Here is a 25,267-nt window from a genome sequence, read left to right on the forward strand (position 1 = left end):
TGGGCGCGGGGGCATGGTTCTTCGGCGGGTGGGCGGGTTCTTTTGGTGCGAGTGCCGTGCGGGCGGTTGCCCGGGACGGAGGGGACGGATGGGATGGGGTGGCCGTTTCATGCTTGCGGTGGCGGAGGGATCGGGTTTAAGGAACGGCAGATTTGTTTATGAACTATCGGATATCGCAAAGGGCGGCTTCTCTGACTCCTTCGTTGACCCTGGAGATCGATGCCCGGGCCAAGCGGATGAAGGCGGAGGGGGAGGATGTAGTGGGGTTTGGTGCGGGCGAGCCGGATTTCGACACACCGCAGCACATCAAGGAGGCGGCGTCGGCGGCGCTGGCGGCGGGTTTCACGAAGTACACGCCCGCGGCGGGCATTCCGGAGTTGCGCCGGGCGATTGCGGAGAAGCACCGGCGCGAGAACGGCCTGGAGTACCGGCCCGAGCAGATCATCGTGTCGTGCGGGGGCAAGCACGCCTGTTACAATGTGATCCTGGCGACGTGTCAGGAGGGCGACGAGGTGCTGATTCCGAGTCCATACTGGGTGAGTTATCCCGAGATGGTGAAGCTGGCGGGTGCGACTCCGGTTTATCTGCCGACGACGGACCGCACGGAGTTCAAGGTGACACCGGAGCAGTTGCGCGCGGCGATCACACCGCGCACGCGGTTGTTCATCTTGAACTCGCCGGGCAATCCGACCGGCACGGTGTACACGCCGGAGGAGATCCGGGCGCTGGGCGACGTGTGTGTGGAAAAGGGGGTGCTCATCATGAGTGACGAGATTTACGAGCACCTGTTGTACGACGGGGCGGTGCATCGGAGCGTGGCGAGTTTTTCGCGGGCGCATTACGAGCACACGATCATCGTGCACGGATTTGCCAAGGCCTGGAGCATGACCGGTTGGCGGCTGGGCTGGACGGCCGCGCCGGAGCCGATCGCGCGCGTGATCGAGGCCATCCAGAGCCACAGCACGAGCAACCCCACGAGTTTTGCGCAGAAGGGCGGGGTGGCGGCGCTGAGCGGGCCGATGGATCATCTGCCGGCCTGGCTGGCGGAGTTCGATCGGAGGCGCCGGTATGCCTGGGAACGGTTGAATCGGATCCCCGGGGTCTCGTGCGTGAATGCGCGCGGGGCGTTTTACCTGTTTCCGAACATTTCAGGGACGGGGTTGAAATCGGTGGAATTCTGCAAGCGGCTGCTGGAGACGGAGAAGGTTGCCGCGGTACCGGGCATTGCGTTTGGTGCCGACGATTACATTCGGATCAGCTACGCGACGAGCATGGCGAACCTGGAGAAGGGGCTGGAGCGGATGGAGCGGTTCTGCCGGTCGCTGGCCGGCTGAGGTGCCGGGCCGGGGTGATCGTGCGGCCGGCGGCGGTTCGCGATGGTCCGGTTCAGGCGGCCGGATCCGGCGGCCCGAGGCGCCGGGTGGCCGGACTTGGCGGGAGGCGGTCGAGGAGCTGTCTGATCGAGAGTGTTTGGCCGGGCAACACGAGGTCGGGTGCCAGTTCGGCCAACGGTTCGAGGACGAAGCGGCGCAGGTGGGCTCGTGGATGCGGGAGGATGAGCCGGCCTGTGGAACGTTGTTCCGTGCCGAAGGTGACCAGGTCGAGGTCGAGCGTGCGGGGCGCGTTGCGGACAGGTGAGGGTGTGCGGCCGAATTGTCGTTCCAGATCGAGGAGTTTTTCCAGCAGGGACTCGGGGGTTTCGGCCGGTCGGGGGACCAACTCGGCGACGGCGTTGAGAAACGGTGGGGAGTCGGGCGGGCAATCGACCGGTTCGGTTTCCCAAAGCGAGGAGACCCGGAGGGGACGGAGCGACCATTGTGCGAGCGAGTCCAAGGCGGCCCGGATGGTGGCCCGGGGGTGGCCGAGGTTGGCTCCCAGGGCCACGTAGGCGCGGACCGGATCGTGTGGGAGAAGGCTGTTCATTGCGGGCGAGTGCTCCAGCGGAGCCTGTCAGGGGAGGGGCCGCCACGGCTGATAGTTCAGGAGTTCCACCTCCACGCGCGGATTGTGGAGGGCGATGCGGGTGATGCTGGCGTAGTCCACGGCGAGGGCTGCGGTGGCTGCCAGTGGCCAGGCACAGAGGGCGGCCAGCGCCATGCGGATGACGCCGCCGTGACAGATGACGGCCACGTTGCGGCCGGGGTGTTCGCTCGCGATGCGTTGCAGGCAGGAGTGGACGCGACCGCGGAAGGCTTCGACCGGTTCGGCATTTCGGATGGCGTTTTGTTCGAGCAACCGGAGCCAGTCCCAAGGGCTTTGACCGAACCGGGGTTGAATGTCGTCCCACGCGACCCCGGTCCAGTCGCCGAAGTCCACCTCGCGCAGTTCCTCGCAGAAGACGGGTTCGGGGGCGCCCTGTCGGAGCCAGGGCTCCAAGGTTTGGCGCACCCGGAGCATGGGGCTGGCGTACACCGCATCCGGGGCCAGCCGGGTCAGCCATGGCGCGAGGGCTGCGGCCTGGCGGTGGCCCTCTTCTGACAGTGGGACGTCGAGCCGGCCGGCGAACACGCGGTGATAGGGGACGGCGACCTCGGCGTGTCGGAGCAGGTGCAATCGTGTGGGCGAGGCACTCATGGGGCCGGAGCAGCTGAAGGCACGGCCGGCGGGGCTTGCAACCGGGCCTCTTCGAGGGCCTGTTCCTGTGCGCGGACGAGCTGTTGGATGCCGGCGCGGCCGAGGGTGAGCATTTCCATGAGCTGGGCTTCGGTGAAGGTGGCCTCCTCGCCGGTTCCCTGGATCTCGATGAATTCACCTGCGCGGTTCATGACGAGATTGAGGTCCACGCAGGCTTTGACGTCCTCCTCGTAGCAGAGGTCCAGCAGGGCCCGGCCCTGGACGATTCCGACGCTGACGGCCGCCACCGGGGATCGGAGCGGGGATTCGGCCAGGACGCCATCCCGTAGGAGGCGTTGGATGGCCAGGGCGAGCGCCACATAACCGCCGGTGATGGCGGCGGTACGCGTGCCGCCGTCGGCTTGCAGGACGTCGCAGTCGACCCAGAGGGTGCGTTCGCCGAGCTTTTCGAGGTCCAGGGCCGTGCGGAGGGCGCGGCCGATGAGGCGTTGGATTTCCTGGGTACGCCCTTCGGGACGGCCTTTGGAGATCTCACGGGGTTTTCGCTGGAGGGTCGAGTAGGGGAGCATGGAATACTCGGCGGTGAGCCAGCCACCGGGCAGGCCTTGTTCCTTTTTCCAGCGTGGCACGGTGGGGTCGAGTGTCACGGCACAGATCACCCGGGTTTGTCCCCACTCGATGAGGGTGGACCCGAGAGCGTGGGGTGCGATGTGATTTTGAAATCGCACCGCACGCAACTGCCCGGGTTGCCGCCCGTCCACGCGTGCCGTCGGGGTGACCGATTGGGTTGGGATCGCCTCCGCCATGGCGCGGGAGTGTAACTTGCCGGGGCCAGGCGGGCAATGCCGGCGCTGGGGCGGGGTCAGGGCCCCCTCTGGGAAGGGGCGCTCCTGTTGCAGGCGCCGGCCTGCACCAGGGCCGGAGGCGGGGTTGATGAAACCGCCTCAAGCGGGCCTGGGTGGGGGAGGAGGCGTTGTGGTGCCGGTACACGGGTTGCCCGTGGTGATGCAAGCGGGGCAAAGGACCTCTCGAACGGTCCAAACAGTGGTCCAAGTACAGGTCTCGACGTCCACCGACTGCTGGATGATGCGGACACTGAGCTGGACGGTGAACATTGCCCAGGAATGCTTCCCTTAGCTGCAATGGAGGAAGTCCCAGCAATCATAAGGGAACATTTCGCAGCTTGGCGACCACGCGTCCTCAAGGGTTCGTGTGTCCGTCGGATAGTTGACCCAGATCCCCAAGGACGGCTCGTAGCAGGAGGTCGTTGCGCACACATCCGGGCAGGTGTCCCGGGGCATGCAAAGCCAACCTGAATTGTAGAAGCATTGTGCCCACGCGACGAATGCGGCGCAGATGAGCCAGATCCAGGTGAGTACCGTTTCGGCTCGGGGCGTGATGCGGCCCCGAACGGTTTTGTACGAACCGGTGGAGGGGAGGGTGGGTGTTGCAGCTTTCATGACTGACGCTTTCGGGATTTCGAGGTTGCCCGGACGAGAAGGACGAGCACCAGCATGGAGGCCATGGTCCAGATCCAGATCCGATCCCAGTATGTCCCGGGGGGGACGATCCGCGGCGGGCGAAGGCCGGGGGCCGGGCTGGTGGCGAGCGGAAGCCAAAGGTTGTCGCGGAGGTAAAGTGTGCCGGTTGGACTCTCCAGGAAGACGTAGGTGGGGATCATCTGGGTGAGGGCAAAGGGGTTGGACGTGGGCATGAACATCGCCGTGGACACGCCGGCGTCCAGCCATGTGAACTCGTGCAACGTGAAGCGCTTGTCGAACCATGGGCGTCCGGCCGGACCGGGACGATAACGGCTGACCACGCGCGGGTACCGGCCGAAAGCAAGGGGTTCCATCCGGGCTGGCTCGACAAGCCACTCGGGATAACCCGATGTGTCGAGAGTCGTCAACGACATGATGGCATGGTTGGAGATTTGACAGGTAAAGGCCTTCGTTTCGCCGGCGGTGGTGAGGTATGTCCCATGCCCGTTTTCGATGTTTCGGAGTGCCGCCCAATCGTGGATTCCGAGGAAGATGGCCGCTCGCAGCCAGTTGTGAACCTGGGAGACCAGCAAACGAACGGAGCCACCCTGGAGCTTGGAAAAGTCGAAGACCGGCCCCTGGTCGAACGCTCCGGAGGGTTCCAAAGGACCGTGTGCCATGCGGGTGTCCCTGCCGACTGTGACGATCCAATGGAACTGCCATGGCGCGTAGTAGCCGAAGATCTCGGCCCAATCGCGTCGCCGTCCTTCGGTGTCGATCAGAGGTGGGTTCGAGAAGGCCACAAAGCTGTCGCGATGGAACAGGACCTCGAAAGGCTGGGAATAGTACTTGAAGGAATGGAGCCGACCATAACCGGGGGAGAGGTAAGTTTCGGCCACCACGCCGGTGCGGACGGGATCGTGCTGGATTTCAAAGACGACGCGGAAGGCGTTTGTGGAACCGGCCAGCGCGGCCATGGCCGGGAAAGGGTCGGGAAGCTGTTCGGACCCGGCATGGGGTGGGGCGGGAAACGCCGCTGCGGACAGGGTTAGGAGCGTCCGGAGGAAAAGTCGGCACATGCATGCCGGGTGCGGAACGGGGTTCCGGGGCGGCGTCGCAGGGCGTTTGATCGGCTGCGATGTCCACGGGCTTCGGCGGAAGATCGTTCCGGGGGCCTTCATCTGGCTTTCTTGGGCCTGTTCTCTCTCTCTCTCCCTGCGAGTTGTCAAGTGGGTGCGAGGGGGCAGCGGGTGTGGCTTCGCCGGGTGTCGAGCGGAAGATATGTGGCGGCCGGCTGGATGAGGGGACGGGCGGGGGAGGCACTTCTCGGAGGGGCCGGGAGGTGGAGGGTCGGGCGTGGGACGCCGGCAGCTCCTCCGTTGTGATTTGGCGGCAGTTGTGGCCAGACTGGCCGCGATGAAGTTGTTCGATCTGAGGCGGGAATACGAGAACCGGCCGTTGCACCGTCGCGATCTGGCGCCGGACCCGGTGGTGCAGTTTGAGCGCTGGTTTCTGGAGGCTCGGGAACACGTGGAGCTGGATCCGAACGCGATGTGTTTGGCCACGGTGGGCCCGGACGGGCGGCCCTCGGCGCGGATGGTGCTGTTGAAGAGCTACGATGCGGAGGGGTTCGTGTTTTTTACGAACCTGGAGAGCCGCAAGGCACGCGAGATGGCGTCCAATCCGAACGTATGCCTGCTTTTTTACTGGGCACCGTTGAGCCGGCAGGTGGTGATCGAGGGGCGGGCGGAAAGGGTCTCTACCGCGGAGGCGATGGCGTATTTCATGAGCCGGCCGCGTGGAAGCCAGATCGGGGCCTGGGTGTCGGAACAGAGCCGGCCGATCTCGTCCCGCGCGTTGCTGGAGGCCAAGTGGGAGGAGATGAAACGGAAGTTTGCCCAGGGGCAGATCCCTCTTCCGTCCTTTTGGGGCGGGTACCGGGTGCGGCCGGTGCGGTACGAGTTTTGGCAGGGTCGGGAGAACCGGTTGCACGACCGCTTCGAGTACGTGCCGGACGGGTCGGGTGGATGGCGGATCGAACGGTTGCAACCGTGAGGACGGGGGTCCGAGCGGACGGCGGAGATTGCCGCTTTACGTGCCTGGGAACCAAGGATATAAGGGGGCGCGGGAGTCGATCCGGGGAGGGTGGGATCGAGTTGGAGCGATTGGACATGAATCTCAAGCTGGTGGAACGCTGGTGCGAGCGCGGGCTGTTGGGGCTTGCGCTGGCGTTGTTGGTGTGGGGTCCTTTGGCCACGGGGTGTGTGCGGCCGCAGGATTTTCTGGTGTTGCAAGGGCTGACGGTGGGGCTGCTGGTTTTGTGGGGGGTGCGGCTGTGGGTGGAGCGGCGTCCGGAGCTGTTGTGGCCGCCGATTTGCTGGCCGGTGTTGCTGTTCCTGCTTTATGCGCTGGTTCGGTACTGGACGGCGGACATCGAGTCGGTGGCGCGACAGGAGTGGTTGCGGGTGCTGGTGTACGGGTCGGTGTTTTTCGTGGTGCTGAACAATCTGCACGGGCAGGAGGAGACCCGGTGGATCGCGTTTACGTTGATTGGGCTGGGGATGCTGATCTCGTTTTACGCGATCTACCAGTTCGTGACCGATTCGAATCGCGTCTGGGGATTGGTCTCGCCGTACCGGCACCGGGGGATGGGGACCTACATCAATCCGAATCATCTGGCGGGTTTTTTGGAGCTGGTGACCCCGCTGGCGTTCACATATGCGATCACCAGCCGGTTGTCTCCGGTGAGGAAAGTGGTGCTGGGTTATGCGGGGTTGGTGATGTGTGCGGGGCTGGTGGTGACGATGTCGCGGGCCGGGTGGGTGTCGGCGGGGTTGGTGTTGCTCGTGATGTTCGTGGTGTTGGCGCTGCGCAGTGCGCATCGTTGGGTGGCGCTGGGTTTGTTGGCCGTGGCGATTGCCGCCGGGTACTACTTCCTGCCGAAGAGCTTTGTCTTGAAGAAGCGGTGGGAGGTGGTGCAACGCGACCTGGCGGAGGGCGAGGTTTCCGACGTGCGCCCGGCGCTGTGGCGGGCGGCTGTCGAGCTGTGGCGGGAGAATCCGTGGTGGGGGATCGGTCCGGGGCATTTTGATTACCGGTTTCGGCAGGTGCGACCTCCCTCGATCCAGAACCGGCCCGACCGGGTGCACAACGATTATCTGAACGCCCTGGTGGACTGGGGTGTGGTGGGCTTCTTCGTGGTGGGGGCTGCGCTGGTGTGCCTGGTGGTGGGGGTTGTGCAGACCTGGCCGTATGTGCGGGGCACGATTGGGGATCTGGGCGGGCGATCGAGCAACAAGTTTGCGTTCGTGTTCGGCGCCTCGCTGGGTTTGGCTTCGCTGGCGATTCACTCGCTGGCCGATTTCAATCTGCACATTCCGGCCAACGCGCTGATTGCGGTGACCTGGGCGGCGTTGTTGAGTTCGCACTTGCGATTTTCGACCGACCGGTACTGGTTCCGCGCCCGTCTGCCGGTCAAGTTGGCGGTGACGGTGATGCTCGTGGTGGTGGCAGGGTATCTGACACGGGAAGCGTGGCGAACCGGGCGGGAGCAGGCGATTCTGGCGCGCGCGGAGGCGTTGCCCGATTGTTCGCCGGAACAGGTGTCCGAGCTGGAAAAGGCGTGGGCAATCGAGCCGCGCAACCCCGTGACGGCCTATCGGCTGGGCGAGGCCCTGCGGATCCAGAGTTTCGAAGGGGCGACCAACTACCAGGAGCTGGCTGAGCAGGCGATGCGCTGGTACGAGATCGCCATGCGGCTCAACCCGTATGATCCCTATCCGCTTCTGCGGTACGGGATGTGTCTGGACTGGCTGGACCGGAACGAGGAGGCCCAGCCGTACTACGATCGGGCCCTGGAGTTGGATCCGAACAATCATTATCTGGTGGCCCACATGGGCTGGCATTACGTGCAGATGCGGCAGTGGGCGGCCGCGCGACCCTGGTTCGAACGGTCGCGCAAGTTGCATTGGAAAGACAACATCATGGCTGACCGGTACCTGGCGATCGTCCGGCAGCGTCTGTTGGAAGAGGCGTCGGTGGAGGAGTCGCCAGCCGCGGCTCCGGCCGCGCGATGAAGTACCCGCGGTGCCGGCCGGTGGAGGGGACGAAAGGGGGGATCGGAAACAGGCGATGGTACGAACCCTGTACAACGTTTTGTTCACGGTGGGGTTCTGGGTGGCCGCACCCTACTACTTCTGGCGGATGCGGCGCCGCGGCAATTGGCGGGCCGGCTTCCGGCAGCGATTTGGCCGGTACGACACCAAGTTCAAGCAGTCGATCACCAACCGCCACGTGTTGTGGATCCACGCGGTGAGCGTGGGCGAGGTGAATCTTGCGACCCAGTTGATTCGCGTGCTGGAACCGCGGCTGCCGAACGTGAAGATCGTGGTCTCCACGACCACCACCACGGGGATGGGCGAGCTGCAGCGCAAGACACCGTCGCACATCGGCAAGATCTACTATCCGATTGATCGAAAACGTTACGTGGCCCGGGCGCTCGGCTCGATCAAACCGGTGGCCATCCTGCTGATGGAAGCGGAGGTCTGGCCGAATTTCCTGTGGCGCGCGCGGAACCTCGACATCCCGGTTTTCCTCATCAATGCGCGGTTGTCCGACCGCTCGTATCGCTGGTACCGGCGTCTGGGCTGGTTTTTCCGGCCGTTGTTCGAGTCGTTTGCCGGCGTGGGTGCCCAGAACGAGGCGGATGCGGCGCGGCTGCGGGAGTTGGGCTGCCGGCCCGAGGTGATCCGCGTGGTGGGCAGCTTGAAATTCGACGCGGCGCAGTTGGAGGAACGCTCCGCCCTGGACGTGCCGGCCCTGCTCCGGCAGGTGGGCGTGGGACCGGACCGGCGCATTCTGTTGGGTGGCAGCACGCATCCGGGAGAGGAAACCGCGCTGGCGGAGATCTACCGGCGGCTGCGGGAGCGGCATCGGGATCTCTTCCTCGTGCTGGTGCCGCGGCATTTCGAACGTGGCCGGGAAGTGGGGGAGGCCCTGGCGCGCCTTGGCATCCGGTTCGTGTATCGGAGCGAGATCACCAGCCGGACGCAGCTGGCACCGGGCGAGGTGGAATGCCTGCTGGTCAACACCACGGGCGAGCTGAGGCATTTTTATCCGCACGCGACAGTGGTGTTCGTGGGCAAGAGTCTCTTGGCCGAAGGGGGACAGAACCCGCTGGAGCCGGCCGCGGCAGGGCGTCCGGTGGTGTTCGGACCGCACATGGAGAACTTCTCCGAGATTGCGCGCAAGCTGGTGGACGGGGGTGGGGCCGTGCGGGTGGCCGACGTCGAGGGGCTCGAACGGGCGTTGGACCGTTTGCTGGGGGACGGGGAATTGCGCGAGCAGATGGGCAGACGCGCCGTCGAGGTGGTGCGGGAGAACCTGGGGGCGGTGGAACGAACTGCCGAGATGGTGCTGGAGGTATTGGAAAGGCGCCGGCCTGAAGTGCTGATCGTGCGGAACTGACGCTTCGAGGCGCGCCGGCCCTTGGAGAGGAGCCCGCCGGGCCTCATGCATGGGGGCCGCGCCCCTCGGGCGCGCCGGAGTGCCCGTGCCGATTCGCGGTTCCGTTTTTTTCCGCGTCCGGACGGAGGACCGCTCAGGGGGGCGTTCTGCGGGGAGGTGAGGGGCTCATGCGGCTCGGACGCATGAGCTGGGTGGCCGTGGGCATTGGGCTCGGGCGGTTGCAGGCCGCCGTGGCAGGCGGCGTGTGGTGGGGTGGAGTGGGGCGGGCCCGGGTGGGGGCGGTGGCTTTTGTTCCTCAGCTTCAGGAGGTACGGGGTTTTCCAGCCGTTGGAGGTCGGCGGGTCCGTGGTTTTTGTGTGGTGCGCGACGTCGGCCCCGGGGCAGCGGATGGCGCGACGATGCCGGGTTCACCGGGCTGGCGATTCGGGTTGTGGGGCAGGGGGTTGAGGGTTTGGGGCTGGGAGCGGGACTGCTGTTGGGGAGGGGTGGTTGGGGGTATTGGCACGGTGTCTGTTTTCGATTGTGAATAACTTCTGAATAACCGGGCCCGAATTTCGTTGACGCATAGTGGGGCAAAGTGTTTAAGAGTGGGGCGCAGTGTGTGCAAGTGGGGCAGCTTGGGACGTGTCAATAACTCGTGAGCGAGAAGGCCAAAAGCGCGCGTGTTTACTACACCTCGCTGTACCGGCATGGGGTTGACGAGAAGCGCCGGGTACAGATTCCGGCGAAGTGGCGGCCGGCGGGTGGCGAGGCGGAGTTCACGCTGATCGTGTGGCGGAAGGGGTCGTATGGCCCTTGTTTGCGCGCGTTGCCGCCGGAGCAGATGGACCGGCTGATGCAGACGATTGATGCGATGCCGAACGAGGATCCGCGCAAGACGGTGTTGAAGCGTGTGATTGGGAGTCATTCCGAGCAGGTGACGGTGGATCGGGCGGGGCGGATTTGTTTGCCGGAGGGGATGGCGCGGGAGGCGGGGATCGAGAAGGAGGCGCTTTTGGTGGGTCTCTTGGACCGGTTCGAGATCTGGAGTCCGGAACGCTACGCGGCTGTGGAGGCTGCGGACAAGGTGCTCCTGGCCGACGCGATGAACCTGATGGAGTGAGCCTATGTGGTTGGGGCGATTGTTGGTGGCGACCCGGGTGGTGCGCCGGGTTTCGGACAAGAGCGGGTATCGGCTGCGACGGGAGTTGCCGTGGCCGGCCTTCAGTGCGGGTGCGGCGCCGCGGTACCGGTCGGTTCGGACCGGAGGGGCTGGTGTTGTGAGTGGCCGGGAGGGGGCGACTGCGTTGTGCGGGTGCGCGGATGGGTTTGTGGGCGCGGGCGCGGCGCGCGGGGAGGATGGCCGGGGCGTGGCGGAGGCAGGGCCTGGGTTGGGTTGGAGTTCGGTTGGGCAGGGTGTGCGGAGGTGGGGTTGGATTTTTTGGAGGCGGCGAGGCGGTTGGGCGGCCCCGGGCGGCCGTGCAGCGTGGCAGATGGAATTGCCGCTGGCGCGGGAGGAGGCACTCGCGCAGGTGCGGGTGGTGAGGAACGATTTTCGGGACGAGGGGGGTGCGCGGGTGCGGGGTCCGTGGCGTTGGTTCCGGAAGTTGCGTCGGTTGCTGGATGGGTTGGCGTTGCGCCTGGCCGGTGGGACGGGGGGTGAAGGATGAGCCGTGTCCGGGCATGCGTGGCATCAACCGGTTTTGCTGGAGGAGGTGCTGTCGTTGATGGCAGTGCGTCCCGGGGGGCGGTACATCGATGCGACGGTGGGGACGGGCGGGCACGCGTGTGGGATTCTCGAGGCGAGTGCGCCGGACGGGTGGTTGCTGGGCATGGATCGGGATCCGGAGGCGTTGGTGCTGGCGGGGGAGCGGCTGAGGTCGTTTGCGGGGCGGTACGAGCTGCGTCGGGGGAATTACGCGGATTTGCTGGAGGGCGTGGAGCCGGGGGGTTGGGACGGTGTGTTGTTGGATCTCGGGGTGAGTTCGTTGCAGTTGGACCGGCCGGAGCGTGGGTTCAGTTTTCAGAGCGACGGTCCGTTGGACATGCGGATGGACCCCGGCCAGCCCGTGACGGCGGCGGATTTGGTGAATCAGTCGTCGGAGGAGGAGTTGGCGGGGTGGTTTGCGGAGTTGGGCGGGGAACCGCGGGCGCGAGCGATTGCGCGGGCTGTGGTGCGGGCGCGGCCGTTGACGCGGACGTCGCAGTTGGCGGAGCTGGTGAGTCGGGTGTACGGCGGGCGGCGCGGGCCCCGGCATCCGGCCACGCGAGTGTTTCAGGCGTTGCGGATGGTGGTGAACGACGAGCCGGGCTCGTTGCGGCGCGGGCTGGCGGCTGCGTGGCGGGCGCTGCGGTCCGGCGGCAGGCTGGCGGTGATCACCTTTCACTCCGGCGAGGCGCGAGAGGTGAAGGCTTTCGGCCGGGAAAAGGTGCGGGCGTACGAGTGTCCCGGGGGTGTGGATGTGCCGGAGCTGCGGCGACCGCGGAAGCCGGAGGGTCGCTGGGTGACCTCGGGGGCGGTGAAGGTGGGGGAGGAGGAGGCGCGGCGGAATCCGCGGAGCCGCAGTGCGCAGCTCCGGGTGTTGGAGAAGCTGTGAGATGAGGGCACGGACGCACAATCGGGGCGGGGACGCGTGGCTGTGGCCGTTGCTGGCGGCGGTGGTGTTTTGCGTGGGGCTGGGCGGACTGGGCCTGGGGTATGTGTGGTTGCAGAACCAGGTGGACGAGCTGGGCCGGCAGATCCGGCAACGGGAGCAACGGCTGACGGAGCTTCGGATTTTGAACGAGCGGCTTCGGCGGCAACTGGCGACGCTGCAGTCGCCACGCTTTTTGGAGCAGCGGGTGCGGGAACTGCAACTGGGTCTGCAGCCGGTGCAACCGGCACAGGTGCTACGGTTGCCGGAACCGCAGGCGTGGCCGGAGCCGCAGACCGCGTCGGGCCGGGGCGCCGGAGTGGTGCCCGGGCCGGGTTGAGAATTTCGGGCCGGCGCCCGTGACGCGGTCGGAGGAGGAACCGATCGCCGCGGGCGCGCGGCCCCGGGCTTTGGATGGCGCCGGGGCTGCCCGGTGGGCGGTCCCGGGAAGCGGCGGGAACGAACGGGCGGGGTTCGGCTCCATGGGGCGTGGCCGAACCTCGTCCGGTGGCTGCGGAAGCGACGGCGATGGGCGAAGGCGTTTTGGGTACCTTGCAGATCCGGCGGGCCCTGGTCCTGGTGGCGGGGTTGCTCCTGGTTTATGTGGGGCTGGGGTACCGGCTGGTGGAGCTGCAGGTGTGGGAGCATCCGGAGCTGGAGCAGGAGGCGCGGCGGAACCGGGAGCGGGAGTTTCTGCGTTCGCCGCGTCGGGGCGACATTGTGGATGCCCGGGGGACATTGTTGGCGACGAGCATTCCGGCGCGGACGGTGTGTGCGGATCCGCTGTTGATCGGGCCCTACAGTGCCCATGTGGCGCGAGCGCTGGCGCCGGTGCTGGGGATGTCGGAGCTGGAACTGCAACGGCGTTTGTTGCCGCGGGTGCGGCAGGACCCGACGACGGGCCGGTGGATCACCAACCGTTACGTGGTGCTGGCGCGGCAGGTGCCGTTGGAACGGTGGGAGCGGATCGAGGCTCTGATGAGGGATTTGGACGTTGGCCGGGACCCTTCGGCCCTGGGCATGGCCGGGCAGCGGTTTGTGCAGCAGCTGCGCCGCTACGCGGTGTTCACGGATCCGTATGAGGACCCGGTGCGCTGGTATCCCAACGGGTCGCTGGCGGCGCACGTGCTGGGGTACACGCGGGTTTGGGACCTGGAGGTGGACGGGCGGCCGACGCGTGAGCGCCGGGGTGCCGACGGGATCGAGCTGGCGTTGGACGAGGAGCTGGCCGGCGTGCGGGGCTGGCGGGCGACGGAGACCGACGGCCGGCGCCGCGAGGTGGTGCGGTTAAGGAATCAGGACGTGGCTCCGCGGGATGGCTGGAAGGTGGTGCTGACGCTGGACGCGGTGGTGCAGGACATCCTCGAGAAGGCCCTGGAGGAGGCGCGGGAACGGTACCGCCCGAAGAACATCACGGGGCTGGTGATCCGGCCGCAGACGGGCGCGATTCTGGCGTGGGCGGTTCTCCCCGGTTTCGATCCGAACCGGCTCGGCGAATCTGACCCGGAGGCGAGAAGAAACGTGATCATCACCGACCAGTTCGAGCCGGGCTCGACCTTCAAGGTGGTGGTGGTGGGTGGAGCGTTGAACGACGGGCTGGTGACGCTGGACGATGTGATTGACTGTGAGAGGGGCCGGTTTCTCTACGCGGGTCGAATCCTCCACGACCATCATCCCTACGATCGGCTGACGGTGCGTGGGATTGTGACGAAATCCTCGAACATCGGGGCGGCCAAGCTGGGGCTGCGGATGGGTGAGGCGCGCTTGTACGAGTACGTCCGGGCGTTTGGGTTCGGGTCGCTGACGGGGGTGCCGTTGCCGGGTGAGGTGGATGGGACGGTCCGGCCGGTGGACCGGTGGGAGAAGCTTTCGATTGTCCAGATTCCGATGGGGCACGGCTTGGCGGTGACGCGGCTGCAGATGGCGATGGCGATGGCGGCGGTGGCCAACGGCGGGGTGTTGATGCAGCCGAAGCTGGTGGAGCGGCTGGAGGATACCCGGGGCGGGGTGGTGGCGGCGTACGCGCCCGTGGCGGTCCGGCGGGTCCTGCGGGAGGAAGCGGCACGCCTGCTGGTGGAGGCGTTGAAGACGGTGGTGTCGAAGGAGGGCACGGCGCCGGCGGCGGCCGTGCCGGGTTACGGCGTGGCGGGCAAGACCGGGACGGCGCAGAAGGCCGAGCCCGGTGTGGGGTACGTACCCGGCAAGTACGTCTCTTCGTTCATCGGTTTTCTGCCGGCGGACCGGCCGGAGGTGCTGATTGCCATCACGCTGGATGAGCCCCAGCGGGGGTATTACGGCGGGCAGGTGGCGGCTCCGGTGTTTCGGGAGGTGGCGGAGCGTCTGATGCAATACCTGGGCGTGCCGCCGGAGCGGCCGGAGGAGGCTGAGGCGGCTTTGGCAGCGACAGCTTTGCGCGGGCGCGGCACGGGCCGGCCTGCGGTGGAACGGGTACGACAGGTGAATTGAGGTATGAATACGATCTGGCGTCCTTCACATCGGTTGTATGTGGCGGCTGTCAGCGGGGAGAGAGCCGGCCGGGATCGGCCGGTCGTTTGGCCCGAGCCGTCTTCGGTTTCGGAGGCGGGTGGGGATCGGCCGGGGGGCGGGGCTGCTGGCGGATCGCCCGGGGAGAAGCGGTCCGCGGAGGCTGTTGAGTGGCTGGGCCGTCCAAGGGGAGCGGAGGTCCGATGAGGTCGCTGCCGGTGTTGGAGCGGGGTCGTGGAGGCGGGGGCACGCGCCGTCGGGTTGGAGGCTTACGCATGGGGGGATGGACACTGGAGACGGTTCGGGACGCGACCGGGGCGCGGTGTGTGCAGGGCGATCCCGGTCTGCGCATCACCGGGGTGGCGACCGACTCGCGCAAGGTGGAGCCCGGGGATCTTTTTGTGGCGTTGCGCGGTGAGCGGCGGGACGGGCATGAGTTCGTGGAGTCGGCGGTGGCATTGGGTGCGGTGGCGGTCCTGGTGGAGGCGGGGCGGTTGGCGGAATACCCCGCCGGTTGTGCGGTTTTGGAGGTGGAAGACACGCGCGCGGCACTGGCGCGTTGGGCGGTGGCGCATCGCGGGGTTTTTGGCGGATCGGTGGTGGCGGTGGCGGGTGCCAATGGCAAGACCACCACGAAGGAACTGCTGGCCTCGGTGTTGGGATGGCTGGGTCCCGTGACGGCCAGTCCGGCCAGTTTCAACAACGAGCTGGGGGTGCCGCTGACGCTGTTGCGGATTGGGCGGCAGGATCGGGCGGCGGTGGTGGAGGTGGGGACGAATCATCCCGGTGAGCTGGCGCGGTTGTTGGGATGGGTTCGGCCGGACCACGGGGTATTCACGGGTGTGGGCCGCGAGCATTTGGAGTTCTTTGGTGACTTGGCGGGTGTGGCGCGTGAGGAAGGGACCCTGGCGGAGGTGTTGCCGGCCGGCGGGGTGCTGGTGTTGAACGGGGACGATCCGTGGGCCGGGGAGGTTGCTGCGCGGACGCGGGCGCGGGTGATCCGGGTGGGTTTCGGTGCGGGCAACGGGTGGCGGGTCACGGACGTTTGCCTGGATTGGTCGGGGACGAGCTTCAGGGTGGAGACGTCGGGACCGGCCTGGTGCGGCCGGTACCGGATCCGGTTGTTGGGCCGGCATCAGGCGCGGAATGCGGTGCTGGCGCTGGCGTTGGGGCGGGAGTTGGGGGTGGACCCGGCAGCGGCGGCGGAGGGGCTGGCCTCGTGTGGTCCGGCGCCTCATCGGATGGAAGCTTTCGAGGTGCGCGGGGTGCGGGTGCTGGATGATGCGTACAATGCGAATCCGGATTCGATGCGTGCGGCGTTGGAGACGTTTTGTGCATTGCCGTGCGAGGGCCGGCGGGTGGCGGTTCTCGGGGAGATGGCCGAGCTGGGGGCGGAGAGCGGGAGGGCGCATGCGGAGGTGGGCCGGCTGGCGGCGGAGCTGGGTGTGGACCAGTTGTTTGTGGTGGGGCCGTGGGCCGGGGAGATGGCTGCAGCGGCCCGGGGGGCGGGGTTGATGCGTGTGCTGGAGTTTGGCGGGGTGGAACCGGTGTGGGGGGCGCTGCGCCAGTTTTTGCGTCCCGGGGATGCCTTGTTGTTGAAGGCGTCGCGGCGCGCGGGTTTGGAACGTGTGGCGGAGTTTTGCCGGGGCGATGCTGGGCATCGGACATGATCTATTATCTGAGCGAGTGGGTGGCCGGGGCGGTGGAAGGGACGCCGTGGGCGGAGCGGCTGTCGTTTTTGCGCCTGTTCCGGTACATCACGGTGCGGAGCGGCGGTGCGGCGCTGACGGCGCTGTTGCTGAGCTGGTGGCTGGGCCCGCGTGTGATCGAGTGGCTGAGGCGGCTGAAGTTCGGCCAGGAATACCGGGATCGGGCCGAGGAAACGGGGGATCTGCGCGCACGGGTGCTGAGCAAGCGGGGCACGCCCACCATGGGTGGTTTGCTGCTGGTGCCGGTGATGACGGTCAGCACGCTCTTGTGGGCGATGTGGATTCCGTTGGTTTGTCTGACGGTTTTGTGTGTGCTGGTGCTGTGCGGGCTGGGTTTTTACGACGACTTTGCCAAGGTCAGCCACCAGAACAGCCGCGGCACGTCGGAGGCGGTGAAGCTGACGGTGCAGACGCTGGTGGGGTTGTTTGTGGGGCTGTATCTGTGGTGGAACCCTGCGACGAGCCGGCTGGTGACGGAGATCATGGTGCCGTTTTACAAGCATCCGGTCCTGACCGGGGCGGGCGTGGTGGGGGTGCTGTTGACGGTGCTGGCGGTGGTGGGCAGTTCGAACGCGGTGAATCTGACGGACGGTCTGGACGGGCTGGCGATCGGGTGCACGGTGATCACGGCGTTTGTGTTTCTGGTGTTCACCTATCTGGCGGGCAATGCGCGCACGGCGGCCTATTTGCAGATCACGTACGTGCCCGGGGCGGGCGAGCTGACGGTGTTTTGTGCGGCGATGATCGGGGCGGGGCTGGGTTTTCTCTGGTACAACTGTCATCCGGCGCAGGTGTTCATGGGCGACACGGGGTCGCTGGCGTTGGGAGGCGGGCTGGGGGTGGTGGCGGTGTTGATCCATCAACCGTTCGTGCTGGTGATTGCGGGCGGGGTGTTCGTGCTGGAAGCGGTGTCGGTGTTGCTGCAGCGGGGGTACTACCGGTACACGCGGCGTCGGACCGGGACGGGGCGGCGGTTGTTTTTGATGGCGCCGTTGCATCATCACTTCGAGAAGAAGGGCTGGTACGAGAGCCAGGTGGTGACGCGGTTTTACATTCTGGGTGTTTTGTTTGCGGTGCTGGCGCTGGCGACGTTGAAGATCCGATGAAGGCGCGTGGCTGGAGATGCGAGGGGCCCGGGGTGTGTGCGGGCCGATGGACATGCCGTGGTTTGGACGGAGTGCGGGTTGTCACTTGCGCCGGCGGGGGCCGGGTGTTAGAAGCAGTCGCGGGAGACCGAGAGGATTCGTCGGGTGACGGATCGCCGACTCCGGGCCGGTTGGTTGTGCCGTGGTTCATCCGGGAGAGGCGCAGCCGAACGGCAGGTTCTTTGGGACGGGCGGGCGGTCGCCGGCGTTGTTCGCAGGCGACGCGGGCCGCCGGGCATCCGGCTGGTGAGGCCGGACCTTTGCGCGGGGACGGTATGGGGGAGCGTTCCCGGGCAGGCGGAGCAATCCACCCCTTGTTTCAATCCAGGTTGCGCGGGCTTTGAGTTATGAGTGCCGAGAATCCACTTCTGCCGCAGGGATCCCTGTGGGAACAAAAACAACAGAGCCGGTCGCGGGTGCGGACGGCATTTTTCTGCGTGCTGGCGGTGCATGTGCTGGCGATCGGGACGGTTTTGATCGTGCAGGGTTGTAAACGGGAGGAACCGCCGCCTCCGGAGAGTTACCCGGAGTTGTCTCCGGTGTTGCCGACCTTTGACACGAACCTGCCGCCGGTGGTTTCGACGGAACTGCCGCCGCCGGTGGTGGGGACCTCGACGGTGCCGGCGTTGCCCACGCTGCCGCCGCCGCCGGTGACCACGGTTCCGTCCACACCGGCGCCGTCGGCGCCTGGTGCGAACGTGCCGGTGCCTGCGCCGTCGGCGTCTGCGACGACCGAGTACACGGTGGTGGCGGGCGACACGTTGTACGGGATCGCCAAGAAGCACGGCATTTCGCTGCGGGCGTTGATGGATGCGAATCCGGGCGTGGATCCGCGGCGGTTGCGGGTGGGACAGAAGCTGGTGGTGCCGACGGGCGGTTCCGGGTCTGGGGGTGCGGGTGGAGCGGCTCCGGTTGAGACGGTGGCTTCCGGCGGGGAGCAGGTTTACGTGGTCAAATCCGGGGACAACCTGACCAAGATTGCCCGCCGTTTCGGCACGACGGTTCAGGCCCTGCGCGAGGCCAATCAGTTGCGCACGGATCGTATTCGCGTGGGTGACAAACTGAGGATTCCTGCGGGTGCGACCCGGGCGGAGGCGCCGGCGCGGGTGGAACCCCCGCCGTTTGTCCCGCCGAACCTGCCTCCGGCGCAGGGTCAACCGCCGTCGGGCGGCGGTGGCGGTTACTGAAAGGTTTCGAACCAGACAGCGGCAACGGCGTCGGCTGCTGATCCCGACGCCGTGAGGGGAGAGGGAGACCGGCACATGCGCGTGGCGGCCACGATCGTGGTGTTTTGTGTTTTGATGTTGCTGATGCTGGGGCTGGTGATGTTGTACAGCTCCAGCATGAGCCAGGCGGGGAGCTATTTTCTGCTGCGGCAGTTGTGCTGGTGTGGTGTGGGTCTGGCGCTGGGCGGCTGGCTGGCGTGGGTGGACTATCTGCGCTGGCGGCGCTGGGTGTGGGTGTTGTACGGGTTGGCGGTCGCGTTGTTGATCCTGGTGTTGGTCCCCGGGATCGGGCTGAAGATCAACGGTGCGCGTCGTTGGCTGGGGTTGGGGGATCTGCGGGTGCAACCTTCGGAGCTGGCCAAGCCGGTGTTGATCCTGATGCTGGCGTGGTTTGGGGATCAGCGGGCACGTTGCCTGGCCACGTTGCGGGGGGTCTGGAAACCCGGTTTGTGTGTGGCGGTGGTGGTGGGGCTGGTGTTTTTGGAGCCGGATGTGGGGACGGCGGTGTTGCTGGCGTCGCTGGCCGGGGCCCTGTTGTTGGTGGGGGGCGTGCCGCTGCGATGGATGATCCCCGCGGGCTTGTGCGGGGCGGCGTTGGTGGGCTGGTTCGTGTGGCAGGATCCCGTGCGTGCGCGGCGTCTGCTGGCCTGGTGGGATCTGGAACAGACGAAATTGGAGAGTGGTTTTCAGCCTTATCAGGCGATGTTGGCGTTGGGGTCGGGAGGCTGGACGGGGCTGGGCCTGGGCAATGGACGGCAGAAGCTGGGTTTTGTGCCGGAACATCACACGGATTTCATCTTTGCGATCATCGGGGAGGAACTTGGTTTGGTGGGGACTCTGGCGGTGGTGACCTTTTTTGCGCTGTTGGCGGCTGCCGGTTTCTGGATTGCGGTGCGGGCGCGGGAACCGTTTGGGATGCTGGTTGCGACGGGGGTGACGGTCTGGATCGGGTTGCAGGCCGCGATCAACATGGCCGTGGTGACGAGTTTGTTGCCGAACAAGGGCCTGCCGTTGCCGTTCATCAGTTACGGCGGGTCGAGTCTGCTGGCGGCGCTTTGCGGGGTGGGCTTGTTGCTGAGTGTGGCCCGCCGGGCGCATCCGTGGCCGATGCGACGCCGACTGCGGCGGCGCAATCCGTTCCTGGCGGAGGAGGAGGCCTTGGCGGCGGCATCTTGACGGTCATGGGACCTCGCCTTCGAAACGTAGCGTGGGATGTTGCCCGGGGAGCGGGTGAAGAGAGGGGCTGCGGCGGGCGCGGGGCGGCGGGGCTGTGTGTGGGGATTGCCTGCGGTGGGACGGGCGGGCACCTGTTTCCGGCGGTGGCGGTGTCGGAAGTGCTGCGTGACCGTGGGGTGAGGGTGACGTTGTTCGTTTCGCCGAAGGAAGTGGACCAACGGGCGGTACAGGGGTTGCGTGGGGTGGATGTGATGGTGTTGCCCGCGGCGGCGTGGCAGGCGGGCACCCGTTTGGCCTGTTTGAGCGGCGTGGTGGCGTCGTGGGCGCGGGTGCGGCGCCGTTTGAAGGGGGGCGACCGGTGGGTGGTGCTGGGCATGGGCGGGTTCAGTTCCGTGCCGGTTGTGCTGGCGGGTTGGTGGTCGGGTTTTCCGGTGGTGTTGCACGAGGCCAATGCGGTGGCGGGGCGGGCCAACCGGCTGCTGGCCCGATGGGCGGACCGGGTGTTGGTGGGTTTTGAAGAGACGGCGCGGGTCTGGCGCGGGGTGCGCCCGGTGGTGACGGGCATGCCGGTGCGCCGCGAGATTGTCGAGGTGGGGGGGTGGGATGCGGATCGGCGGCTGGAAGAGCGCCGGAGGATCTGGAACGAGCTGGGGCTGGATCCGGAGCGGCCCACGGTGTTGGTGGTGGGTGGCAGCCAGGGCGCGCGTGGTTTGAACGACCGGGTGGTGGCCTGTGCGGTGGAGTGGCATCGGGCGACGCGCACGGGGCCGCAGTGGATCCATCTGGCGGGGCCCCGGGACGAGCATCGTGTGCGTGAGAGTTACCGTCTTGCGGGCGTGCGTGCGGTGGTGATGGGTTTTACGGATCGAATGGGCGGGTTTCTTGCAGGGGCCACGGCCGTGGTGGCGAGGTCGGGTGCCTCGTTTCTGGCGGAGCTGGCGGCGGTGCGGATTCCGGCGGTGCTGGTGCCGTTTCCCGCGGCGGCGGACGATCACCAGTGGCACAACGCGCGGTTGTATGCCGGCTCGGGGGCGGCGCGGTTGGTGCCGCAGGCGGAGGCCGATCCGGCGCGGCTGCGGGCGGAGTTGGAACCGCTCCTGCAGGAGGGTGAGGTGCGCACGGCGATGGAGTCGGCCCTGGCGCGCTGGCACCGGCCCGGCGCCGCGGTGCGGGTGGCCGAGGTTTTGTTGCGGGCGGGTCGGGTGGAAGGAGTGGAGGCGCGGTGTCGCTCCGCTTCCGGGCGGGCGGAAGGATCAAGGGCGCTGGTGCGCACGAACCGGGCGGAAGGATGATGCATCAGACAGGGACAACCGGTGGGAGAATGGTGTGGCGGGCGGCCGATCCGGCTGTGTGGGACGAATGGGCGACGCGGCTGGGCCGGCTGCTTTCGCCTGCGGCTCGTGTCGTGCGTGACGAACCGATGTCGAGACACACGACGTGGCGGGTGGGCGGGCCTGCGGCTGTGTGGGTGGAGCCGGCGGGCGAGGAGGATTTGGTCCGGGTGGTCCGGGCGTGTGGCCCGGCGGGGATGCCGGTTTTGGTGGTGGGTCGGGGATCGAATCTTCTGGTGGGTGACGCGGGTTTTCACGGTGTGGTGGTGGCCTTGCATGGGGAGTACTGGCAGCGGGTGGAGGTTTCGGGGGAACGTTTGTGGTGTGGGGCCGGGGCGCGGTTGAAGGCGGTGGCCGTGGCGGCGCGTGATGCCGGTTTGAGCGGGTTGGAGTTTCTTGAGGGCATCCCCGGCAGTGTGGGTGGGGCGTTGCGGATGAACGCGGGTGCGATGGGGAGCTCGATGTTCGAGGTGGTGGAGACGGTGCGGTTGATGGATGCGGCTGGTGAGGTGAGGGAGGTTGCGGCCGGGCTGTTGGACGTGCGGTACCGGTGTTGCGAGGGGTTGCGGGATCGGATTGCGTTGGGCGCGTGGTTGCGGGGACGGCCGGCCCCGCGGGAGGAGATTCAGGAGCGGATGCAGTCATACAGCAGGCGGCGTTGGGCCACGCAGCCGGCTGCGCCGAGTGCGGGATGCGTGTTCAAGAATCCGGGCGGGGTTCCGGCGGGGCGTTTGTTGGACGAGCTGGGCTGCAAGGGCTGGCGTGAGGGGGGCGCGGTGGTGAGCGACGTGCATGCGAATTTCATCGTGACCGAGGCGGGTGCGACGGCTGCGGATGTGCTGCGGTTGATCCGGCGGTTGCAGGAGCATGTGTGGCGGGAGCGCGGGATTTTGCTGGAGCCGGAGGTGCGGATCGTGGCGGAGGCCGAGGGGGAAGAATGATGCTGGATGAGAAGCTGACGATCACGGTGATGGCCGGCGGGCCGTCGGCGGAGCGTGAGGTTTCGTTGCGGTCCGGGGCCGGCGTGGCTGCGGCGTTGCGGGCACGCGGCCATCGGGTGTTCGAGCTGGACCCGGTGGAACCGCACTGGACGTTGCCGGAGGGGACGGACCTGGTGTTTCTGGCTCTGCACGGCGCCTACGGGGAGGATGGAACGGTTCAGGCTCGTCTGGAGGAGTTGGGTGTTCCCTACACGGGCTGTGGTCCCGAGGCGAGTCGCGTGGGGTTTGACAAGGTTTTGAGCAAGGAGCGGTTTGTGGCGGCGGGTGTGCCGACGGCGCGGTATGTGGTGGTGGAGCGGGCGGATGCGCCCTGGCCGGAGGGTTGGTCGCCGCCGGTGATTGTGAAGCCGGCGCGGCAGGGTTCGAGCATTGGTTTGCAGTGTGTGCGGCGGTGGGAGGAGTGGGGCGCGGCTTTGGCGGAGGCGCTGCGGTACGATGGCCGGTTGTTGATCGAGGAATGGGTGGAGGGGCGTGAGTGCACGGTGGGCTTGCTGGGGGACCGCGTGCTGCCGATCAGCGAGGTTCGGGTCAAATCCGGTTTGTACGATTACCGGACGAAGTACACGCCCGGCGCGGCGGAGTATCTGTGTCCGGCGCCCTGGGACGAGGCGACGGCGGAGCGGATCCGGGCGGTGGCGCGCCGGGCTTTTGAGGCGATTGGCGGTCGCGATTACGGTCGGGTGGATTTGATCGTGCGTTCGGATGGGACGCCGGTGGTGTTGGAGGTGAACACGCTGCCCGGGATGACGCCCACGAGTGCGTTGCCACGGGCTGCGCGTGCGGCGGGGCTGTCGTACGAGGACTTGTGCGAGTACATGGTGGCGCTGGCGTGGAGGCGGCGGGGTGGGGGTGTGCGCGCCGGCGGGGGAAAGGAGGGTTGGTGATGTTCGGTTGGCGTCGGAAACCGGTGAACCGGCGTCGGGGCCGGGAACGGTTGCTGGGGGTGCGGATGCGGGCGGAGGCGGCCCGGGCGGCCCGGGTTCGGCTGTTGAGTCGGTGGTGCGGTTTGGTGTGTGCGCTGGGGTTGGTGGTGTACGGTGGATGGTGGGGGAGCGTGTGGTTGCGGGACCGGTTGTTGTACGAGAATCCGCACTTTCGGATCCGGCGGGTGGAGGTGGAGTCGGATGGCGTGCTGAGCGAGGGGACTTTGCGCCGGTGGGCGGGGGTGCGTCCGGGGATGAACCTGCTGGCGGTGGACCTGGCGCAGGTGAAGCGCTCGCTGGAACTGGTTCCGTACGTGGCGCGGGCGTCAGTGGAGCGAGTGTTGCCGGACACGTTGCGGATCCAGGTTTGGGAGCGGCGTCCGATTGCGGTGTTGCAGGTGCCGGTGCCGTTGCCGGCGGGGGGCCTGGATTTCGTGGAGTATGGTGTGGACGAGGCAGGTGTGGTGTTGCCGGTGTTGGACCCGCGGTTGACGGACGGTGGCACGGTGGCCTGGTTGCACGGTCTGCCGATTCTGCGGGGCGTGGGCTACCAAGAACTGCAGCCCGGACGGCGGCTGGAGAGTGCCCGTGCCCGGGCGGCGCTGGCGTGGTTGCGGGCGTTTGCCCGTTCGCCCATGGCCGGGCTGGCCGATGTGCGCGAGGTTTCCGTGGCGGACGGAGACGTGTTGGAGGTGGTCACCGCGGAAGGGAGTCGGATCACCTTCGCGCCGGATGGTTTTGAACGGCAGTTGCTGCGCTGGCGGGAGATTTACGAGGTGGGCCTGCGCCAGGAACGATGGATCGAGACGCTGGACCTGGCGGTGGGCAACAATGTGCCGGTTCAGTGGCGTCCGATGGAAACCAACACGGGAACGTCCCGGCCAGGGGATCGTTCCGGGGGGGCGAGGAAGCATGTTTGACCAGAGCAGCATTGTGGTGGGGCTCGAGGTCGGCACCTCGAAGATTTGTGCGGTGGTGGGGGAACTGCAGCCGCACGGTGTCCTGCGGATTCTGGGCTTGGGACAGAGCAAGTCCAACGGGGTGCGCAAGGGCGAGATCGTGGACATGGAGCAGGCGGAGTTGGACATCCGGCGGGCGGTGCAGGAGGCCGAGCAGATGGCCAATGTGGAGGTGCGCAGCGTTTATCTGGCGGTGACCGGCGGCCACATCCGGGGGTTCAACAATTGCGGGTTGCACATCATTCAGGATCCGGAGGTGGGGGTGACGGAGGAGGATGTGAAGGAGGTGATGCGCAACGCCCGCTGCATGAACCTGCCCGCCCAGGAGGAGGTGATTCACACGGTGCGCCAGCATTTCCAGGTGGACGGCCGGGGGGAGGTGCGCGAGCCGTTGGGGATGTCGGGGCAGCGGCTGGAGGTGGCGGTGCACGTGATTACGGGCCAACTCCTTCGGCTGCAGAATTCCATTCGCGCGGTGCGTTCGGTGCATTTGAACGTGGAGGAGATCGTGTTCAGCGGGCTGGCCTCGGCGCTGGCGGTGTTGAGCGCGGAGGAGAAGCAGGAGGGGGCGCTGGTCATGGACATCGGCGGCGGCACCACCGACTACGCGGTTTTTGCGGGCGGGATTTTGCGTCTGGGCGGCGTGCTGGCGGTGGGGGGCGATCATTTGACGAACGATCTGGTGTGTGCGTTGAAGGTGTCGCAGAGCCGGGCTGAACAGCTCAAGGTGGATTACGGGGCGGCTTTCGTGGAGGATCGGATCCGGGGGCAGACGCTCGATCTGACGAATGACCTGGGCATGCCGATCCGGACCGTGAGTCTGGAAACGCTTCGGCGCGTCATGCATCTGCGTTTGGAGGAGACCTTCGAATTGGTCCGGACCCACGTAGAGGAGGCGGGGTTGTACGATCTCATTCGCGCCGGGGTGGTGTTGTGCGGGGGGTGCGCGCGCATTCCGCAGGTGACGGCCCTGGCGGAAGAGGTTTTCGACCTGCCGGTGAAGGTGGGACGGGCACAGGGGATCAACATGCTGAATCCGGCGCTGGACCAGCCCGAGTTTCTTACGGGGATCGGACTGCTCCGATTTGCGCAGCAACACCGGATGCGTCCGGTGCGGCGCGGGTTCATGCACGGGCTGGCCGAGCGACTGCGGTTCTTGATCCAGAGGGGTTGATGTCTG

The 25,267-nt window shown here is 66.9% G+C and carries 23 protein-coding genes; 18 read left to right on the forward strand and 5 right to left on the reverse strand.

Annotated elements, in window-relative coordinates; translation table 11 throughout:
• Positions 1-158 precede the first annotated feature (158 nt).
• Positions 159-1,334 (forward strand): pyridoxal phosphate-dependent aminotransferase, encoded by a 1,176-nt coding sequence (locus ACPDIX_RS08630; protein ID WP_423431381.1) that lies wholly within the window; start codon positions 159-161, stop codon positions 1,332-1,334.
• Between the two features lie 52 nt (positions 1,335-1,386).
• On the opposite strand, the gene folK is transcribed toward ACPDIX_RS08630, so the two are convergent.
• From folK to ACPDIX_RS08655, 5 genes are all read right to left on the reverse strand, one after another.
• The gene (gene folK / locus ACPDIX_RS08635; protein WP_423431382.1) at positions 1,387-1,923 is read right to left on the reverse strand and encodes a 2-amino-4-hydroxy-6-hydroxymethyldihydropteridine diphosphokinase; all 537 of its coding nucleotides are present in this window, start codon (positions 1,921-1,923) and stop codon (positions 1,387-1,389) included.
• A 27-nt stretch (positions 1,924-1,950) separates the two neighbouring features.
• A complete protein-coding gene (locus ACPDIX_RS08640) occupies positions 1,951-2,574 on the reverse strand; it encodes a histidine phosphatase family protein (RefSeq protein ID WP_423431383.1) in 624 nt (207 codons plus the stop codon).
• A complete protein-coding gene (rph, locus tag ACPDIX_RS08645) occupies positions 2,571-3,380 on the reverse strand; it encodes a ribonuclease PH (RefSeq protein WP_423431384.1) in 810 nt (269 codons plus the stop codon). Before rph ends, ACPDIX_RS08640 begins: the two co-directional genes overlap by 4 nt.
• 327 nt (positions 3,381-3,707) lie before the next feature.
• A complete protein-coding gene (locus ACPDIX_RS08650) occupies positions 3,708-4,034 on the reverse strand; it encodes a hypothetical protein (protein WP_423431385.1) in 327 nt (108 codons plus the stop codon).
• Positions 4,031-5,032: a hypothetical protein gene (locus ACPDIX_RS08655; protein ID WP_423431386.1), complete on the reverse strand. Its 1,002-nt coding sequence runs from the start codon at positions 5,030-5,032 to the stop codon at positions 4,031-4,033. Before ACPDIX_RS08655 ends, ACPDIX_RS08650 begins: the two co-directional genes overlap by 4 nt.
• A gap of 439 nt (positions 5,033-5,471) precedes the next feature.
• Between ACPDIX_RS08655 and pdxH the strand changes: the two genes are divergently transcribed.
• From pdxH to ftsA, 17 genes are all read left to right on the forward strand, one after another.
• Entirely contained in the window at positions 5,472-6,110 is a 639-nt protein-coding gene (gene pdxH / locus ACPDIX_RS08660) for a pyridoxamine 5'-phosphate oxidase (protein ID WP_423431387.1), read from the forward strand.
• A 116-nt stretch (positions 6,111-6,226) separates the two neighbouring features.
• Positions 6,227-8,131: an O-antigen ligase family protein gene (locus tag ACPDIX_RS08665; RefSeq protein WP_423431388.1), complete on the forward strand. Its 1,905-nt coding sequence runs from the start codon at positions 6,227-6,229 to the stop codon at positions 8,129-8,131.
• 55 nt (positions 8,132-8,186) lie between these two features.
• A complete protein-coding gene (locus tag ACPDIX_RS08670; protein WP_423431389.1) occupies positions 8,187-9,521 on the forward strand; it encodes a 3-deoxy-D-manno-octulosonic acid transferase in 1,335 nt (444 codons plus the stop codon).
• A gap of 637 nt (positions 9,522-10,158) precedes the next feature.
• Positions 10,159-10,623: a division/cell wall cluster transcriptional repressor MraZ gene (locus ACPDIX_RS08675; RefSeq protein ID WP_423431390.1), complete on the forward strand. Its 465-nt coding sequence runs from the start codon at positions 10,159-10,161 to the stop codon at positions 10,621-10,623.
• 4 nt (positions 10,624-10,627) lie between these two features.
• A complete protein-coding gene (locus ACPDIX_RS08680) occupies positions 10,628-11,170 on the forward strand; it encodes a hypothetical protein (protein ID WP_423431391.1) in 543 nt (180 codons plus the stop codon).
• A gap of 3 nt (positions 11,171-11,173) precedes the next feature.
• Entirely contained in the window at positions 11,174-12,097 is a 924-nt protein-coding gene (gene rsmH / locus ACPDIX_RS08685; RefSeq protein ID WP_423431392.1) for a 16S rRNA (cytosine(1402)-N(4))-methyltransferase RsmH, read from the forward strand.
• A 1-nt stretch (position 12,098) separates the two neighbouring features.
• The gene (locus tag ACPDIX_RS08690) at positions 12,099-12,473 is read left to right on the forward strand and encodes a hypothetical protein (RefSeq protein ID WP_423431393.1); all 375 of its coding nucleotides are present in this window, start codon (positions 12,099-12,101) and stop codon (positions 12,471-12,473) included.
• A gap of 149 nt (positions 12,474-12,622) precedes the next feature.
• Positions 12,623-14,599 (forward strand): peptidoglycan D,D-transpeptidase FtsI family protein, encoded by a 1,977-nt coding sequence (locus ACPDIX_RS08695; RefSeq protein WP_423431394.1) that lies wholly within the window; start codon positions 12,623-12,625, stop codon positions 14,597-14,599.
• Positions 14,600-14,892: 293 nt separating this feature from the next.
• On the forward strand, positions 14,893-16,287 hold the full coding sequence (locus ACPDIX_RS08700) for a UDP-N-acetylmuramoyl-tripeptide--D-alanyl-D-alanine ligase (protein WP_423431395.1): 1,395 nt from the start codon (positions 14,893-14,895) through the stop codon (positions 16,285-16,287).
• Positions 16,284-17,432 (forward strand): phospho-N-acetylmuramoyl-pentapeptide-transferase, encoded by a 1,149-nt coding sequence (gene mraY, locus ACPDIX_RS08705; protein WP_423431396.1) that lies wholly within the window; start codon positions 16,284-16,286, stop codon positions 17,430-17,432. The genes ACPDIX_RS08700 and mraY overlap by 4 nt, the downstream gene beginning before the upstream one ends.
• A gap of 386 nt (positions 17,433-17,818) precedes the next feature.
• Positions 17,819-18,658, forward strand: coding sequence for a LysM peptidoglycan-binding domain-containing protein (locus tag ACPDIX_RS08710; RefSeq protein WP_423431397.1), 840 nt, complete (start codon positions 17,819-17,821; stop codon positions 18,656-18,658).
• Positions 18,659-18,733: 75 nt separating this feature from the next.
• Positions 18,734-19,873 (forward strand): putative lipid II flippase FtsW, encoded by a 1,140-nt coding sequence (gene ftsW / locus ACPDIX_RS08715; protein ID WP_423431398.1) that lies wholly within the window; start codon positions 18,734-18,736, stop codon positions 19,871-19,873.
• Between the two features lie 5 nt (positions 19,874-19,878).
• Positions 19,879-21,165 carry a UDP-N-acetylglucosamine--N-acetylmuramyl-(pentapeptide) pyrophosphoryl-undecaprenol N-acetylglucosamine transferase gene (locus tag ACPDIX_RS08720; protein ID WP_423431399.1) on the forward strand — a complete coding sequence of 429 codons (1,287 nt, stop codon included), beginning with the start codon at positions 19,879-19,881 and terminating at the stop codon, positions 21,163-21,165.
• Complete coding sequence (gene murB / locus ACPDIX_RS08725; RefSeq protein WP_423431400.1) at positions 21,162-22,145, forward strand: UDP-N-acetylmuramate dehydrogenase; 984 nt, start codon at positions 21,162-21,164, stop codon at positions 22,143-22,145. The genes ACPDIX_RS08720 and murB overlap by 4 nt, the downstream gene beginning before the upstream one ends.
• Positions 22,142-23,089 carry a D-alanine--D-alanine ligase family protein gene (locus ACPDIX_RS08730; protein WP_423431401.1) on the forward strand — a complete coding sequence of 316 codons (948 nt, stop codon included), beginning with the start codon at positions 22,142-22,144 and terminating at the stop codon, positions 23,087-23,089. The genes murB and ACPDIX_RS08730 overlap by 4 nt, the downstream gene beginning before the upstream one ends.
• The gene (locus ACPDIX_RS08735; RefSeq protein WP_423431402.1) at positions 23,089-24,048 is read left to right on the forward strand and encodes a cell division protein FtsQ/DivIB; all 960 of its coding nucleotides are present in this window, start codon (positions 23,089-23,091) and stop codon (positions 24,046-24,048) included. The genes ACPDIX_RS08730 and ACPDIX_RS08735 overlap by 1 nt, the downstream gene beginning before the upstream one ends.
• The gene (gene ftsA, locus ACPDIX_RS08740) at positions 24,041-25,261 is read left to right on the forward strand and encodes a cell division protein FtsA (RefSeq protein ID WP_423431403.1); all 1,221 of its coding nucleotides are present in this window, start codon (positions 24,041-24,043) and stop codon (positions 25,259-25,261) included. Before ACPDIX_RS08735 ends, ftsA begins: the two co-directional genes overlap by 8 nt.
• The last annotated feature ends 6 nt before the right edge of the window (positions 25,262-25,267 follow it).

This window comes from Limisphaera sp. 4302-co (assembly GCF_049537155.1).
Taxonomy (GTDB): Bacteria; Verrucomicrobiota; Verrucomicrobiia; order Limisphaerales; family Limisphaeraceae; genus Limisphaera.